The following is a 16459-nucleotide window of genomic DNA, read 5'->3' on the forward strand; positions in this document are numbered from 1 at the left end:
CCCACCCCACCCCACCCCCCCCCCCCCCCCCCCACCCCACCCCCAACCCGAAGCCCCCCGGACATCCCGCCGGGGGGCTTCGCGCTGCCCGACATCGGGCAGGCGGCCCCGCGCACGCGCCCAACTTCCCGAATAACGGACAGAGTTCTCTGTCCTTCGGACAACAGATGGTCAAATCCTTGTCGTAGACCTGCCAAAACCTTCCCTTCGCTGGCACGCTCACAGCCGCGCCACCCCCCCCACAACCCCCACGTGCTTCAGCGAAGGAGCCCGCGTGATCCGCCAGCAGTCCTCGCACCGCCGCACCGCCCTCTCGACCGCCCTCATCGCCTCGGCGGCCATGATCGTCGTCGGAGTCCAGACCGGATCCGCCAGCGCGGACGCCCAGCGGGAGGCGGGCGCCACCGCGCTCGTCCTCACCGGCACGCAGCGCGCGGCGGCCGTCCAGGAGGCGCAGGCGGGAGCCGCCGCGACCGCCAGGGCGATCGGTCTCTCCGGCCAGGAGAAGCTCGTCGTCCGCGACGTCGTCAAGGACGCGGACGGCACCGTCCACACGCGCTACGAGCGCACCTACGAAGGCCTGCCGGTCCTCGGCGGCGACCTGGTCGTGCACCAGAAGAAGAACGGCACTCGCGCGACGACGAAGGCGACCAACGCCCGGATATCGGTCGCGAGCACGGCGGCCCAGGTCTCCGACGCCACCGCGAAGAAGGCGGCCCTGGCCTCCGGTGCCCACGCCTCGGAATCCGCCTCCACCGCTCGCAAGGTGGTCTGGGCGGCGACGGGCAAGCCGACGCTGGCCTGGGAGACGACCGTCACGGGCACGCAGTCGGACGGCACTCCGAGCGAGCGTCACGTGATCACCGACGCCACCACGGGCAAGGAGCTCTACTCCTACGAGGCGATCGAGACGGGCACCGGCAACACCCAGTACAGCGGCCAGGTCACGCTCGGCACGGCGCCCTCGTACACCCTCACGGACGCGACCCGCGGCGGCCACAAGACGTACGACCTGAACGGTGGCACCAACGGCACCGGCTCGCTCTTCACGAACAGCACGGACACCTGGGGCAACGGCCTGGCGACGAACCGCGAGACCGCCGCCGCCGACGCCCACTACGGCGCCGCGCTCACCTGGGACTTCTACAAGAACGAACTGGGCCGCAACGGCATCCGCGGAGACGGCGTCGCGGCGTACTCCCGCGTCCACTACGGCAACGCGTACGTCAACGCCTTCTGGTCCGACACCTGCTTCTGCATGACGTACGGCGACGGCGCGGGCAACACCAAGCCGCTGACGTCCATCGACGTGGCCGGCCACGAGATGACCCACGGCCTCACCGCCTCCACGGCGGGCCTCCGCTACAGCAAGGAGTCGGGCGGCCTCAACGAAGCCACCTCGGACATCCTGGGCACCTCGGTCGAGTTCTACGCGGCGAACGCCACCGACGCGGGCGACTACCTCATCGGCGAGAAGATCGACATCCGCGGCAACGGCACCCCGCTCCGCTACATGGACAAGCCGAGCAGGGACGGCAACTCCGCCGACTACTGGTCCAACTCGGTGGGCCGCCTCGACGTCCACTACTCCTCTGGCCCGGCGAACCACTTCTTCTACCTGCTCTCCGAAGGCAGCGGCACGAAGACGATCAACGGCGTCACCTACAACTCGCCCACCTCCGACGGCTCCACCCTCACGGGCATAGGCCGCACGAAGGCCTACAAGATCTGGTACAAGGCGCTCTCCACCTACATGACCTCCTCCACCACCTACGCCGGCGCCCGCACGGCCACCCTCTCGGCAACCACCGACCTCTACGGCGCGAACAGCCCGGAGTACACGGCGGTCGCCAAGGCCTGGACGGCGATCAACGTGAAGTAACCCCACACCGCACCACACGAAAGACCCCGCCCCGGCCCACCCGCCGCAGGCGGGGTCTTCCATTCACACCAACAGTGAGCGCGCTGGGGAGAAGCCGTTGGCACCACGCACGGGCGGCCGCGGTCGGCGCGCCGAGTCCGGAGTCCCCATGGGCAGTGACAGATCGCCCAGATGCGCGAGCAGCACATCCGCACATGCCCGTGGAGCCGGGTGAGCACTCGGCGCATCAGACTTCTCGTGATGACTTCGGCACGGCGGTGTTCGTCGAGCGGCAGAAGCTCGGCCAGGAGCCCGGCTGTGAGCCGGAGCTGCTCGGGGCGGGGGCGGCTGCCCAGGTCTCCGATCCGCTCGACGTGTTCGAGCAGTCGACCGCCGACCCTCGTGGTCGTGGCGCTGGGCATCCTGGCGCTCGGGATGACGGTGATCTGGCGGAGGACCGGTCGCGCAAAGAACCGAATCTACTGACTGACCGACGACACCAACCGATCGGTGGCGTCTGCCCAAGTGAGAGGTCGTCAGGATGCGGCGAATCGGCGGTTCGCAGACCTGCTGGGGGAGTGCGAGTGATCGAGCGAGGGGGGACTGTCAGTGCGATCGCCTACGCTGCGGTCCGCTTCGACGGTTCGCATGGGGAGGAGACAGGAATGGGCGGTAACGCCTGGACACAGACGGGCCCGTATCAGCCTGATCTGGCGGCTGCATTCCGGCAGGCCCAGGATGGCAACCTGGCGGAGGACGACCACGGCTTCGGAGGGCGATCCATCGAGGAGTTGTGGCGCGATCCGGCATGGCACGAGTACATCTTCACCGGTGGTACGGGCACAGTGCTGGACTTCCCCCACATGATCGATGCCACGGACCGGAGCGATGGTCCGTTCATGCGACCGCTGACCGACAGCGAAGTGCGCGCCTGGTCCCCGAGCGGCCAACCCACCTACGAGGACTGGGACGCGGCCCTCGATTCAGGGCGGTTGGAGTTCCCCGACGGCGCCCAAGGGAACTGCACGGTGCTCTACCGCGACGGCAGGCCCGCCTCGATCGGCTACTGGGGAGTGACCGCCGACTAGCCGAAGAGGCTCCAGGACCAGTCCCGGAGCCTTCGTCATTTCCGTGCTCGGCCGCTCAGGGCGTCATGCACCTGCACATACAACAAGACCCCGCGTTCAGCGTTTCCGCTGATCACGGGGTCTGTGTGGCACTTCCTGCGAAGTGCCCCCGGCAGGATTCGAACCTGCGCACACGGCTCCGGAGGCCGTTGCTCTATCCCCTGAGCTACGGGGGCGTCCGCCGCGTTCGGCGGCGACGGGTAGAACCCTACCAGCTCGTGAGGCGTGCCTGTGAACAGGTATTTCCGTGGTGTCACCAGGGGCTGGTTCCCCCGCACGGGTCGGAAGTGGGCAAAACCCGGACGCAGCTCATCGGGGCGTCCTACTCTCGTTCGTGTGTCAGGCATGTCCGGTCGGGTGCTCGTTGTCGATGACAACAAGGTGATCCGGCAGTTGATCAGGGTCAATCTCGAACTCGAGGGGTTCGAGGTCGTGACCGCGGCCGATGGTGCCGAGTGTCTGGATGTCGTTCATCAGGTCTGTCCTGATGTCGTCACCCTCGACGTCGTCATGCCCCGCTTGGACGGGATCAAGACGGCCGAGCGGCTGCGGGCCGACCCGCGGACCAGACATCTGCCGGTGGCGATCATCAGTGCCTGCGGTGAGCACGAGGCGGCCGGCGGCGTCGGTTCCGGTGTCGACGCCTTTCTCGCCAAGCCCTTCGAGCCCTCCGAGCTCGTCCGCGTCGTGCGTCAGTTGATGCACCACGAGCGCCGTGCGCGCCGGAAGGCCGCCGGGCAGGAGGGGGGAGAGGAGCCGCCCGCAGCCGACGGGCGGCAGGAATTGCGGAGTGAAGGTCGGCAGGGCGAGTCGGATGGCGTTCCGGAGGTGTCCCCGCAGGGCGCCCCGCAGGACGTCCGGTCGCAAGCGCGGCGTGCCGGGAGTGCGCCCGGCGCTCATTGAGGGGGCGGCTGGTCGGGGCCGGGTGCCCGCATGGCGAAACCGGTTCGCGTTCTGACCCCCCTCCTCCCCTAGGCTTGTCCCGTGACCCCCGCGGACCTCTCCCTCACCGTGCTGCACGCCGTGCGCCGTGCGGTCGACGACGGTGCACTGCGGGTCGAGGTGCCCCCGCGGATCAAGGTCGAGCGGGCCCGGCCCGGCGGTGCCGGGGAGTACGCCAGTAACGTCGCGCTCGTCCTCGCCAGGTCTGCCGGGCGCAGTGCCCGCGAGGTCGCCGGGATCATCGAGGAGCGGCTCCGTGACGCACCCGGGCTCCGCGGTGTCGAGATCACCGGGCCCGGCTTCCTGAACTTCACCCTGCGTGGCGATGCGGGGAGCGAGCTCGTCCGTGTCGTCCGCGCCGCCGGAGCGTCGTACGGGCACGGCACCGCACTCGCCGGCACCACCGTCCGTTTCGCCGAGGTGACAGAGTCACGGGCCGTGCTCGTGACCGAGGTCGTCGTGCGGCTGCTGCGTTCGCAGGGCGCCGACGTCGACCCCGGGGTCGGCGGCGGCGAGCGGGTGTACGTGCACCCCGGGGCGTACGAGGTCGAGAGGCTCGGGAGCGACGCCGCCCGGTGGGCGCTCCTGCGCGCCGCGCCGCACGACCGGCCCCTCGACGGGGCGCCCCTCCTCGCCCAGCACGAGCGCAACTCCCTCTTCCGGGTGCGGTACGCGCACTCCCGGGTCCGACGGCTGCTCGTCAACGGTGAGCAGCTCGGGGTCGGGCCCGCCCCCGAGGTGCCCGTCGACGCGCCCGTACTCCTCGGTGTCCTCGGCGACCACCCCGTCGTCCTGCTCGCCGCCGCCCGCCACCGCGCCCCCGACCGGGTCGCCCGGCACCTGGAAGCCCTCGCCGACGCGCTGCTCGCGTTCCAGCACACCGTCCTGCCGCTCGGCGACGAGAAACCCTCGGCCGCCCATCGCTCCCGGCTGGCGCTCGCCGAAGCCGCCGGGACGGTGCTCGCCGGTGGCCTCTCCGTGCTCGGCATCAGCGCACCCGACCGGATCTGAAAGAGCAGAAGACCAGACATGAGCCGTTCCGCCCACCCCGCAGGCCCCCGCCACGCAGACGTCCTCACCGAGGGCCACTACTCCGCGCCGCCCGCCGACCTCAACGTCCTCGACCCCAAGGTGTGGGCCCGGACCGTCACGAGGGACGAGCGGGGGGTCGCCACCGTCGGGGGGCTGGGCGTCGACGCGCTCGCCGAGGAGTTCGGCACCCCCGCCTACTTCCTCGACGAGACCGACTTCCGCGCCCGCTGCCGCGCCTGGGCCGAGGCCTTCGGCAAGGACGCCGACGTGTTCTACGCCGGGAAGGCGTTCCTCTCCCGGGCCATCGTCCGGTGGCTCAAGGAGGAGGGGCTGAATCTTGATGTGTGCTCCGGGGGCGAGCTCACCACCGCGCTGTCGGCCGGCATGCCCGCCGAGCGCATCGCCTTCCACGGCAACAACAAGAGCGAGGAAGAGATCCGGACGGCCGTCGAGGCCGGTGTCGGGCGGATCGTGCTCGACTCCTTCCAGGAGATCGTGCGGGTCGCCCACATCGCCCAGTCCCTCGGGAAGCGCCAGCGCGTGCAGATCCGGGTGACCGTCGGCGTCGAGGCCCACACGCACGAGTTCATCGCCACCGCGCACGAGGACCAGAAGTTCGGCATCGCGCTCGCCGGCGGGCAGGCCGCCGAGGCCGTGCGCAGGGCGCTGAAGCTGGACGGCCTGGAGCTCATCGGCATCCACTCGCACATCGGCTCGCAGATCTTCGACATGGCCGGGTTCGAGGTCTCCGCCCGGCGCGTCGTGCAGCTGCTCGCCGAGGTGCGTGACGAGCACGGCGTCGAGCTGCCCGAGATCGACCTCGGCGGCGGCCTCGGTATCGCGTACACCTCCGAGGACGACCCGCGCGAGCCGCACGAGATCGCCAAGGCGCTCAGCGAGATCGTCACGCGGGAGTGCGAGTCCGCGGGGCTGCGGACGCCGCGGATCTCCGTCGAGCCGGGCCGGGCCATCGTGGGCCCCACCGCCTTCACGCTCTACCGGGTCGGCACCGTCAAGCCCCTCGAAGGGCTGCGCACGTACGTGAGCGTCGACGGCGGCATGTCGGACAACATCCGCACGGCCCTGTACGACGCCGAGTACAGCGTCAGCCTCGTCTCGCGGACCAGCGACGCCGAGCCGATGCTCTCCCGGGTCGTCGGCAAGCACTGCGAGAGCGGTGACATCGTCGTACGGGACGCCTTCCTCCCCGCCGACCTGGGCCCCGGCGACCTCATCGCCGTGCCCGCCACCGGCGCGTACTGCCGCTCCATGGCCAGCAACTACAACCACGCTCTCCGGCCGCCCGTCGTGGCCGTCCGGGACGGTGAGGCGCGGGTGATCGTCCGCCGCGAGACGGAAGAAGATCTCCTGCGACTCGACGTCGGGTGATGAAATAGTCGAGTGATAGCCGAGTGATGAAATAGATGTCTCAGGATCCGGACAGGGGCCGGAAACCCCCGTCCGGTGAGTGAGACTGGTTCCACCGTAGAAAACCGTCAGAGATACGACGACGAAGTAGTACGAGAAACGAGGTCGGATGATGCGTACGCGTCCGCTGAAGGTGGCGCTGCTGGGCTGTGGAGTGGTCGGCTCAGAGGTGGCGCGCATCATGACGACGCACGCCGACGACCTCGCCGCGCGCATCGGCGCCCCGGTCGAGCTCGCCGGCGTGGCCGTCCGCCGCCCGGACAAGGTCCGCGGGGGCATCCCGGCCGAGCTGATCACCACCGACGCGACCGCCCTCGTCAAACGGGGCGACATCGACGTCGTCGTCGAGGTCATCGGCGGGATCGAGCCGGCCCGCTCCCTCATCACCACCGCCTTCGAGCACGGGGCCTCCGTGGTCTCCGCGAACAAGGCGCTCCTCGCCCAGGACGGCGCGACGCTCTACGCCGCCGCCGAGCAGCACGGCCAGGACCTGTACTACGAAGCCGCCGTCGCGGGCGCCATCCCGCTCATCCGGCCGCTCCGCGAGTCGCTCGCCGGCGACAAGATCAACCGCGTGATGGGCATCGTCAACGGCACGACGAACTTCATCCTGGACAAGATGGACAACTCCGGCGCCGGATACTCCGAGGCGCTGGACGAGGCCACCGCCCTCGGTTACGCCGAGGCCGACCCGACCGCCGACGTCGAGGGCTTCGACGCCGCCGCCAAGGCCGCCATCCTCGCCGGGATCGCCTTCCACACGCGCGTGCGTCTCGACGACGTCTACCGCGAGGGCATGACCGAGGTCACCGCCGCCGACTTCGCCTCGGCGAAGCAGATGGGCTGCACCATCAAGCTGCTCGCGATCTGCGAGCGGGCCGCCGACGGCGAGTCCGTCACCGCGCGCGTGCACCCGGCGATGATCCCGCTGAGCCACCCGCTGGCCTCCGTCCGCGAGGCGTACAACGCCGTCTTCGTCGAGGCCGACGCCGCCGGACAGCTCATGTTCTACGGCCCCGGCGCCGGCGGCTCACCGACCGCCTCGGCCGTGCTCGGCGACCTCGTCGCCGTGTGCCGCAACAAGCTCAACGAGGCCAACGGCCCCGGCGAGTCCGCGTACACCCAGCTGCCCGTGAGCCCCATGGGCGACGTGGTGACGCGGTACCACATCAGCCTCGACGTGGCCGACAAGCCGGGCGTCCTCGCCCAGGTCGCGACGGTCTTCGCCGAGCACGGCGTATCCATCGATACTGTGCGCCAGCACGGTCGACAGGACGGAGGCGGCGAGGCCTCTCTCGTCGTCGTCACCCACCGCGCGCCCGACGCCGCCCTCTCCGGGACCGTCGAGGCGCTGCGCAAGCTCGACACCGTGCGCGGTGTCGCCAGCATCATGCGTGTTGAAGGGGAGTAAAGGACCCATGACCAGCAAGGGCACCCACCAGTGGCGCGGCATCATCGAGGAGTACCGGGACCGCCTTCCGGTCACGGACACGACGCCGGTCGTCACGCTCCGTGAGGGCGGCACGCCGCTCGTCCCCGCTCAGGTTCTGTCCGAGCGCACGGGCTGCGAGGTGCACCTCAAGGTCGAGGGCGCCAACCCCACCGGCTCCTTCAAGGACCGGGGCATGACCATGGCCATCTCCAAGGCCAAGGAGGAGGGTGCGCGGGCCGTCATCTGCGCGTCCACCGGCAACACCTCCGCCTCGGCCGCGGCCTACGCGGTACGGGCCGGCATGGTGTCGGCCGTCCTCGTGCCCCAGGGCAAGATCGCGCTCGGCAAGATGGGCCAGGCCCTCGTGCACGGCGCGAAGATCCTCCAGGTCGACGGCAACTTCGACGACTGCCTGACGCTGGCCCGCAGCCTCTCCGAGAACTACCCGGTGGCGCTGGTCAATTCGGTCAACCCGGTCCGCATCGAGGGCCAGAAGACCGCCGCGTTCGAGATCGTGGACATGCTGGGCGACGCCCCCGACATCCACGTCCTGCCCGTGGGCAACGCCGGCAACATCACGGCGTACTGGAAGGGCTACACCGAGTACGCCGCCGACGCCATGTCCACGCACCGGCCGCGCATGTGGGGCTTCCAGGCCTCCGGTTCCGCGCCGCTCGTGCGCGGCGAGGTCGTCAAGGACCCGTCGACGATCGCCACCGCGATCCGCATCGGCAACCCGGCGTCGTGGGACTACGCGATCGCCGCGCGCGACGAGTCGGGCGGCTTCATCGACGAGGTGACGGACCGTGAGATCCTGCGCGCCTACCGTCTGTTGGCCGCACAGGAGGGCGTCTTCGTCGAGCCCGCCTCGGCCGCCTCGGTCGCCGGTCTGCTGAAGGCCGCCGAGCAGGGCAAGGTCGACCCGGGGCAGCGGATCGTCTGCACGGTCACGGGCAACGGCCTGAAGGACCCCGACTGGGCCGTGGCCGGCGCGCCGCAGCCGGTGACCGTTCCGGTCGACGCCGCGGCCGCCGCCGAGCGTCTCGGTCTGGCCTGATCCCACCCCCTGCGCGGGGTGAAGCACTGATCGAAACCCGATCAGGAACGTACATAGGCGCACAGGTTGGCTCGCGACACGCATCGTGCGCCTCCTGTGCGCCCTATGTCGCCACAGAACCTTCCTTCGATAGGCTGTACCGAACCCGCCCCGACGCATATGCGCGGTGTTGTTGCCGTTGTCGCCTCCCCGGCCGAAACGGACCCCGGGTCCCCGTACACCTGTCGTGAGCATCCGCTGTCCGAAACACGCAGTCCGCAACACCCGCTGTCCGCAGCATCTGAAGTCCGCAACACCCGCTGTCTGAAACACCGTTGTCGCAATCAAGGAGAGTCATCGAGCGATGGCCGGTCCAGCGTTCCGCGCCGCCGCCGTACGGGTGCGCGTCCCCGCCACCAGCGCCAATCTCGGCCCGGGCTTCGACGCCTTCGGCCTGTCGCTGGGCCTCTACGACGACGTCGTCGTCCGTGTCGCCGACTCCGGGCTGCACGTCGACATCGCCGGTGAGGGTGCGGAGACCCTCCCGCGCGACGAGAGCCACCTGCTCGTACGTTCCCTGCGTACCGCCTTCGACCTGCTCGGCGGGCAGCCGCGCGGCCTCGAGGTCGTCTGCGCCAACCGCATCCCGCACGGCCGGGGCCTCGGCTCCTCCTCCGCCGCCATCTGCGCCGGCATCGTCGCCGCCCGCGCCGTGACCATAGGCGGGGACGCGAAGCTCGACGAGGCCGCCCTCCTGGAGCTGGCCACCGAGATCGAGGGCCACCCCGACAACGTCGCCGCCTGTCTGCTCGGCGGATTCACGCTCGCCTGGACCGAGTCCGGCGCCGCGCGGGCGATCAGGATGGATCCTTCGCATTCCATCGTTCCGGTGGTTTTCGTGCCCGGAAAGCCCGTACTGACCGAGACCGCCCGCGGACTGCTGCCGCGCACCGTCCCGCATGTGGACGCCGCGGCCAACGCCGGGCGCGCCGCCCTCCTCGTCGAGGCCCTGACCCGTCGCCCCGAGCTGCTGCTCGCGGCCACCGAGGACCGGCTGCACCAGGAGTACCGGGCCCCCGCGATGCCGGAGAGCATCGCCCTTGTGAACCGACTGCGCGCGGACGGCGTCCCCGCGGTCATCTCCGGCGCGGGCCCCACGGTGCTCGCGCTGGCCGAACACGGGACGGCCGACAAGGTCGCCCGACTGGCGGGCGAGGGCTGGGCAGCGAACCGGCTCGACCTCGACGCGTCCGGAGCGAGCGTGCTGCCGCTGGCGCCCTAGGGGCGCGGCGGCGGGGGCGCCGGGCAGCGTCCCCCGCGGTGCTCCGGACAACAGCCGGACAAGAGATTGCCGGTGAGGGAGAGGGGGAATGTTTGTTGGAGCCGGTAGTGTTAACCTCAAGTCTGCACCCGACCTCTTTGTGGAGCGGTGCGGAGTGTCCCCATCAGGGACCACCATTCTTCCGGGAGCCTCCTCAACTGCCTGAGCAGCCTGCCTGAGCAGTTTTGAGCACGCTCCGGAACCGGCGCGACACCCCTCGCTTTTTCCGGTGAGGGCCGAGCAGGGGGCCTCGGGCCGGACCCACAGCACGTTTCTCTCTCCGCCGTACCCGGCGGGACCACCGCCCCGGACACGGTCCACAAGCCAGGACCCTGTTCGGACAGCACAACCGGTCGCCGAGCCAGAAGGCCGACGTCCGCTCCAGGGAAGGACCCTTCGTGAGCGACACCACCGATCTGATGGGCGTGACTGCCGACAGCAGTGTCGACACCGCCGCGCCCGCCGCAGGTGCTGCCACCGGCGGCACCGCACGGCGCCGCCGCTCCGGCACCGGCCTCGACGGCATGGTCCTGGCCGAGCTGCAGCAGGTCGCGTCCGGCCTCGGCATCAGGGGCACCGCGCGGATGCGCAAGAGCCAGCTGATCGAGGTCATCAAGGAGGCGCAGGCCGGCGGGGGATCCGCCGCGCCCGCCAAGGCCGCGAAGCCCGCAGACGGCACAGAGGCCGTCGAGACCAAGCCGAAGCGCCGCGCCACCTCCAAGAGCCGTACGGCCGAGGCCGCGGCCGAGGCCACCGCTCCCCAGGCGGAGAAGGCCGAGAAGGCCGTCGCCCAGCAGCAGATCGACATCCCGGGTCAGCCGGCCTCCGAGGACCAGCCGGCCGGTGAGCGCCGTCGCCGTCGGGCCACCGCCCCCGCCGGTTCGCCGGAGGGCGAGGCCAAGGCCGAGGCGGCCCAGGTCGTCAAGACCGAGGCCCGCACCGAGACCCGTACCGACGTCAAGGCCGACACGCAGGCCGCCGACGCCAAGGCCGAGGGTGCCGTCGACGGCGCCGAGGGCCGTGGCCGCCGTGACCGCGGCGAGCGCGGGGAGCGCGGCGAACGCCGCGACCGCCGTGACCGTCAGCGCGAGCGCGGCAAGGGTGACGAGCAGCAGGGCGGTGGCCAGGGCGGCCAGCGCCAGCGTCAGGGCGGCCAGGGCCAGGGTCAGGGCCAGGGCCAGCAGGGTCAGGGTCAGAGCCAGGGTCAGCAGGGCGGCCAGCAGGCCGGCCCGCAGGACGACTACGACGACGGCGAGGGCGGCCGTCGCGGCCGTCGCGGTCGCTACCGCGACCGTCGTGGCCGTCGTGGCCGTGACGACTTCCAGGCCGGCGAGCCGCAGGTCTCCGACGACGACGTCCTGATCCCCGTCGCGGGCATCCTCGACATCCTCGACAACTACGCGTTCATCCGGACCTCCGGCTACCTGCCCGGCCCGAACGACGTGTACGTCTCCCTCGCCCAGGTCCGCAAGAACGGCCTGCGCAAGGGTGACCACGTCACCGGTGCCGTGCGTCAGCCGAAGGACGGGGAGCGCCGCGAGAAGTTCAACGCGCTGGTCCGCCTGGACTCCGCGAACGGCATGGCGGCCGACTCGGGCCGCGGCCGCCCGGAGTTCAACAAGCTGACCCCGCTCTACCCGCAGGACCGGCTCCGTCTGGAGACCGACCCGGGCGTGCTGACCACGCGGATCATCGACCTCGTGTCGCCGATCGGCAAGGGCCAGCGTGGTCTGATCGTGGCCCCGCCGAAGACCGGCAAGACCATGATCATGCAGGCCATCGCCAACGCGATCACGCACAACAACCCCGAGTGCCACCTGATGGTCGTCCTGGTCGACGAGCGTCCGGAAGAGGTCACCGACATGCAGCGGTCGGTCAAGGGCGAGGTCATCTCCTCGACCTTCGACCGTCCGGCCGAGGACCACACCACGGTCGCCGAGCTCGCCATCGAGCGCGCCAAGCGTCTCGTGGAGCTGGGTCACGACGTCGTCGTCCTGCTCGACTCGATCACCCGCCTGGGCCGCGCGTACAACCTCGCGGCGCCGGCCTCCGGCCGCATCCTGTCCGGTGGTGTCGACTCGACCGCGCTCTACCCGCCGAAGCGCTTCTTCGGTGCCGCGCGCAACATCGAGGACGGCGGCTCGCTGACCATCCTCGCCACCGCGCTCGTCGACACCGGTTCGCGCATGGACGAGGTGATCTTCGAGGAGTTCAAGGGCACCGGCAACATGGAGCTCAAGCTCGACCGGAAGCTCGCCGACAAGCGCATCTTCCCGGCGGTGGACGTCGACGCGTCCGGCACCCGTAAGGAAGAGATCCTGCTCGGCGCCGACGAGCTCGCCGTCACCTGGAAGCTGCGCCGTGTGCTGCACGCGCTCGACCAGCAGCAGGCGATCGAGCTGCTCCTCGACAAGATGAAGCAGACGAAGTCGAACGGCGAGTTCCTGCTCCAGATCCAGAAGACGACTCCTGGCGGCAAGAACGACGACTGACGCGTGACCTGCATCACGCGACGGTCACGCGACCGGAGCGAGACCCCGGTCTCGTAACCCTGTCGTGACCTGCACAAACACCGCGCCCACCGTGCCCCGCACGGTGGGCGCGGTGCGTTGCTCACCGAAACCTCACAGGTCCTTATGCAACCCTTTTGGGTGCTTCGCCGTCACACATGGTGAACCGAGGGCCCGAGGGAAGACGATGACCGAGCAGAACAACACCGGCCGAATACGCCCCCGACGCCCTGGGGGCGTGGGGGGACCCCCAGGCGCGGGAAGCGGCCGCCGCCGCAAGCCGCCCGCCAAGAGCCGACGCCGCCTGACGATCCTCCTGTCGGGCGTCGCCGCGGTTCTCGTCCTGGGCGGGGCCGGTCTGGGGTACGTGTACGTCAAGCTCGACGGCAACATCAAGGGCGTCGACATCAACGCCCAACTCGGCACCGAGCGCCCCGACGACGTCGACAACGGCTCCCTGGACATCCTCGTCCTCGGCTCCGACTCCCGCGCCGGCGACAACGCCGCGTACGGCGAGGACGAGGGCGGCGCCCGCTCCGACACCGCGATGGTCGTCCACGTCTACGAGGGCCACAAGAAGGCCAGCGTGGTCTCCGTCCCCCGCGACACCCTCGTCGACCGGCCGCAGTGCGCCGACAGCAAGGGCACGCCCGTCCCCGGCGAGCAGCGAGCGATGTTCAACACCGCGTACGAGGTCGGCGGCCCCGCCTGCGCCGTCAAGACCGTCGAGGCGATGTCCGGCATCCGCATGGACCACTACATCGAGGTCGACTTCACGGGCTTCAAGAAGCTCATCGACGAACTCGGCGGCGTGGAGATCACCACCACCCAGCCGATCAAGGACTCCAAGAGCCACCTCGACCTCGGCCCGGGCACCCACACCCTCGACGGCGAGCAGTCCCTCGGCCTCGTCCGCACCCGCAAGAGCGTCGGCGACGGCAGCGACCTCGGCCGCATCCAGCTCCAGCAGGCCTTCATGAAGGCCTTCATCGACCAGGTCAAGGACGTCGGCGTCTTCACCAACCCGGCGAAGCTCCTCGACCTCGCCGACGCGGCCACCAAGGCCATCACCCCGGACTCCGAGCTCGACTCGGTCCAGGAGCTGATGGGCTTCGCCAAGGGCCTCTCCGGCATCGGCCCCGACAACGTCCACATGATCACGCTGCCGGTCGAGTACGACCCCGCCGACCCCAACCGGGTCATCCCGCTGGAGGCCCAGTCCCGGCAGGTCTGGACGGCCCTGAAGACCGACAGGCCGATCCCCGCGTCGGCGACGAAGGACGCCGCCACGGGCAAGGCCGAAGGCGTCGTGAAGTAGCCCCCCGGACAGTCGAGGAATACTTTCGGCCGGACCCCGGTTTGGGGAGATGCGGCCGGTCCTGGCAGACTGGTACGTCGGCCCCGGTTCACGCTGTCCGCAACACCGCGGCGGCGACCCGGAGCCCTCCCGAAACTAGGAGACACCTTGAAGCGCGAGATTCACCCCGAGTACGTCGAGACCCAGGTCAGCTGCACCTGCGGCGCGTCGTTCACCACTCGTAGCACCCTGACCGAGGGCACCATCCGTGCCGAGGTCTGCTCCGAGTGCCACCCGTTCTACACGGGCAAGCAGAAGATCCTCGACACCGGCGGCCGCGTGGCCCGCTTCGAGGCCCGCTTCGGCAAGGCCGGCTCCGCCAAGTAGCGAGCCCCTGCGCCGGTCCACGGTCGCCCCGCGCGGGTGGCCGGGACCGGCGCTTTGCCGTCCCCGTAGCAACTGACGAAAACCCAGGAGCCCCCGATGTTCGAGGCGGTCGAGGAACTGGTCGGCGAGCACGCCGATCTCGAGACGAAGCTCGCGGACCCTTCGGTCCACGCCGATCAGGCGAACGCGCGCAAGCTGAACAAGCGCTACGCCGAGCTGACCCCGATCGTCGCCACCTACCGCTCCTGGAAGCAGACCGGTGACGACATCGAGACCGCCCGCGAGCTGGCGCACGACGACCCCGACTTCGCCGCCGAGGTCAAGCAGCTGGAGAAGGAACGGGAGGGGCTCACCGAGAAGCTCCGCCTGCTCCTCGTCCCGCGCGACCCGAGCGACGACAAGGACGTCATCCTGGAGATCAAGGCGGGAGCGGGCGGCGACGAGTCCGCGCTCTTCGCCGGCGACCTGCTCCGCATGTACCTCAGGTACGCCGAGCGCGTCGGCTGGAAGACCGAGATCATCGACGCCACCGAGTCCGAGCTGGGCGGCTACAAGGACGTCCAGGTCGCCGTGAAGACCAAGGGCGGCAACGGCGCCACCGAGCCCGGCCAGGGCGTCTGGGCCCGCCTCAAGTACGAGGGCGGCGTCCACCGCGTGCAGCGCGTGCCCGCCACCGAGTCGCAGGGCCGTATCCACACCTCCGCCGCCGGCGTGCTCGTCACGCCCGAGGCCGAGGAGGTCGAGGTCGAGATCGTCGCCAACGACCTGCGCATCGACGTCTACCGCTCGTCGGGCCCCGGCGGCCAGTCGGTCAACACCACCGACTCCGCCGTCCGCATCACCCACCTGCCGACCGGCATCGTCGCCTCCTGCCAGAACGAGAAGAGCCAGCTCCAGAACAAGGAGCAGGCCATGCGTATCCTGCGCTCCCGGCTGCTCGCCGCCGCGCAGGAGGAGGCCGAGTCCAAGGCCGCCGACGCCCGCCGCAGCCAGGTCCGCACCGTCGACCGCTCCGAGAAGATCCGGACGTACAACTTCCCGGAGAACCGCATCTCGGACCACCGCGTCGGCTTCAAGGCGTACAACCTGGACCAGGTGCTCGACGGCGAACTGGACCCGATGATCCAGGCCTGCGTCGACGCCGACTCGGCCGCCAAGCTCGCCGCGGCCTGACCGGCGTAAGTTCCGTAAGCCCCACCCCGCACCACGGAGGACCAGCGTGAACCTGCTGCTTGCCGAGGTGGCCCAGGCCACCCAGCGGCTGGCCGACGCCGGCGTTCCCTCACCGCGTTTCGACGCGGAGGAGCTCGCCGCGTTCGTGCACGGCGTCAAGCGGGGGGAGCTGCACAACGTCAAGGACGCGGACTTCGACGCCCGCTACTGGGAGACGATCGCCCGCCGCGAGGCGCGCGAACCGCTCCAGCACATCACCGGCCGGGCGTTCTTCCGCTACCTGGAGCTCCAGGTGGGGCCCGGCGTCTTCGTGCCCCGCCCCGAGACCGAGTCGGTCGTCGGCTGGGCCATAGACGCCGTACGCGCCATGGACGTCGTCGAACCGCTCATCGTCGACCTCTGCACCGGCTCGGGGGCCATCGCCCTCGCCATGGCGCAGGAGGTCCCGCGCTCCCGCGTGCACGCGGTGGAGCTCTCCGACGACGCCCTCGTCTGGACCCGGAAGAACGCCGAGGGCTCCCGCGTCTCCGTCCACCAGGGCAACGCGCTGACCGCCCTCCCGGAGCTGGACGGCCAGGTCGACCTGGTCATCTCCAACCCGCCGTACATCCCGCTCACCGAGTGGGAGTACGTGGCACCCGAGGCCCGCGACCACGACCCGGAGATGGCCCTCTTCTCCGGCGAGGACGGCCTCGACACCATCCGCGGCATCGAGCGCACCGCCCACCGGCTGCTGCGCCCCGGCGGCCTCGTCGTCATCGAGCACGCGGACACCCAGGGCGGGCAGGTGCCGTGGATCTTCAACGAAGAGGCCGGCTGGGCCGACGCCGCCGACCACCCGGACCTGAACAACCGGCCGCGCTTCGCGACCGCCCGCAAGGCGATGCCATGACCGCCATGACGAACCACGCGT

13 protein-coding genes and 1 tRNA gene are annotated in these 16459 nt (G+C 70.4%); 13 read left to right on the plus strand and 1 reads right to left on the minus strand.

Going from position 1 to position 16459, the window contains the following annotated elements; all coding sequences use genetic code 11:
• The first annotated feature begins 340 nt into the window (after positions 1-340).
• Positions 341-1882: a M4 family metallopeptidase gene (locus tag SGA01_RS11980; RefSeq protein WP_141296659.1), complete on the plus strand. Its 1542-nt coding sequence runs from the start codon at positions 341-343 to the stop codon at positions 1880-1882.
• Between the two features lie 194 nt (positions 1883-2076).
• Entirely contained in the window at positions 2077-2949 is an 873-nt protein-coding gene (locus tag SGA01_RS41860) for a hypothetical protein (protein ID WP_229917609.1), read from the plus strand.
• Positions 2950-3092: 143 nt separating this feature from the next.
• Here the strand turns inward: SGA01_RS41860 and SGA01_RS11995 are convergent.
• Positions 3093-3164, minus strand: a tRNA-Arg gene (locus SGA01_RS11995).
• Between the two features lie 169 nt (positions 3165-3333).
• Between SGA01_RS11995 and SGA01_RS41865 the strand changes: the two genes are divergently transcribed.
• The 11 genes from SGA01_RS41865 (at position 3334) to prmC (ending at position 16438) form a co-directional block, all read left to right on the plus strand.
• Entirely contained in the window at positions 3334-3891 is a 558-nt protein-coding gene (locus SGA01_RS41865) for a response regulator (protein ID WP_229917648.1), read from the plus strand.
• An 81-nt stretch (positions 3892-3972) separates the two neighbouring features.
• Positions 3973-4941 (plus strand): ArgS-related anticodon-binding protein NrtL, encoded by a 969-nt coding sequence (gene nrtL / locus SGA01_RS12005; protein WP_141296445.1) that lies wholly within the window; start codon positions 3973-3975, stop codon positions 4939-4941.
• 18 nt (positions 4942-4959) lie between these two features.
• A complete protein-coding gene (gene lysA / locus SGA01_RS12010; protein WP_141296448.1) occupies positions 4960-6351 on the plus strand; it encodes a diaminopimelate decarboxylase in 1392 nt (463 codons plus the stop codon).
• A gap of 151 nt (positions 6352-6502) precedes the next feature.
• Entirely contained in the window at positions 6503-7801 is a 1299-nt protein-coding gene (locus tag SGA01_RS12015) for a homoserine dehydrogenase (RefSeq protein ID WP_055646020.1), read from the plus strand.
• A 7-nt stretch (positions 7802-7808) separates the two neighbouring features.
• Positions 7809-8879, plus strand: coding sequence for a threonine synthase (thrC, locus tag SGA01_RS12020; RefSeq protein WP_141296451.1), 1071 nt, complete (start codon positions 7809-7811; stop codon positions 8877-8879).
• Between the two features lie 343 nt (positions 8880-9222).
• On the plus strand, positions 9223-10140 hold the full coding sequence (gene thrB, locus SGA01_RS12025) for a homoserine kinase (RefSeq protein ID WP_055641325.1): 918 nt from the start codon (positions 9223-9225) through the stop codon (positions 10138-10140).
• A gap of 437 nt (positions 10141-10577) precedes the next feature.
• Positions 10578-12671 carry a transcription termination factor Rho gene (gene rho / locus SGA01_RS12030; protein ID WP_174867277.1) on the plus strand — a complete coding sequence of 698 codons (2094 nt, stop codon included), beginning with the start codon at positions 10578-10580 and terminating at the stop codon, positions 12669-12671.
• A gap of 205 nt (positions 12672-12876) precedes the next feature.
• Positions 12877-14007, plus strand: coding sequence for an LCP family glycopolymer transferase (locus SGA01_RS12035; protein ID WP_141296457.1), 1131 nt, complete (start codon positions 12877-12879; stop codon positions 14005-14007).
• Positions 14008-14154: 147 nt separating this feature from the next.
• Positions 14155-14373 carry a 50S ribosomal protein L31 gene (rpmE, locus tag SGA01_RS12040; protein WP_030321069.1) on the plus strand — a complete coding sequence of 73 codons (219 nt, stop codon included), beginning with the start codon at positions 14155-14157 and terminating at the stop codon, positions 14371-14373.
• Between the two features lie 96 nt (positions 14374-14469).
• The gene (prfA, locus tag SGA01_RS12045; RefSeq protein WP_141296459.1) at positions 14470-15546 is read left to right on the plus strand and encodes a peptide chain release factor 1; all 1077 of its coding nucleotides are present in this window, start codon (positions 14470-14472) and stop codon (positions 15544-15546) included.
• Between the two features lie 46 nt (positions 15547-15592).
• A complete protein-coding gene (prmC, locus tag SGA01_RS12050; RefSeq protein ID WP_055641321.1) occupies positions 15593-16438 on the plus strand; it encodes a peptide chain release factor N(5)-glutamine methyltransferase in 846 nt (281 codons plus the stop codon).
• Positions 16439-16459 lie beyond the last annotated feature (21 nt).

This window comes from Streptomyces gardneri (assembly GCF_006539185.1).
GTDB classification, from domain to species: Bacteria; Actinomycetota; Actinomycetes; order Streptomycetales; family Streptomycetaceae; genus Streptomyces; species Streptomyces gardneri.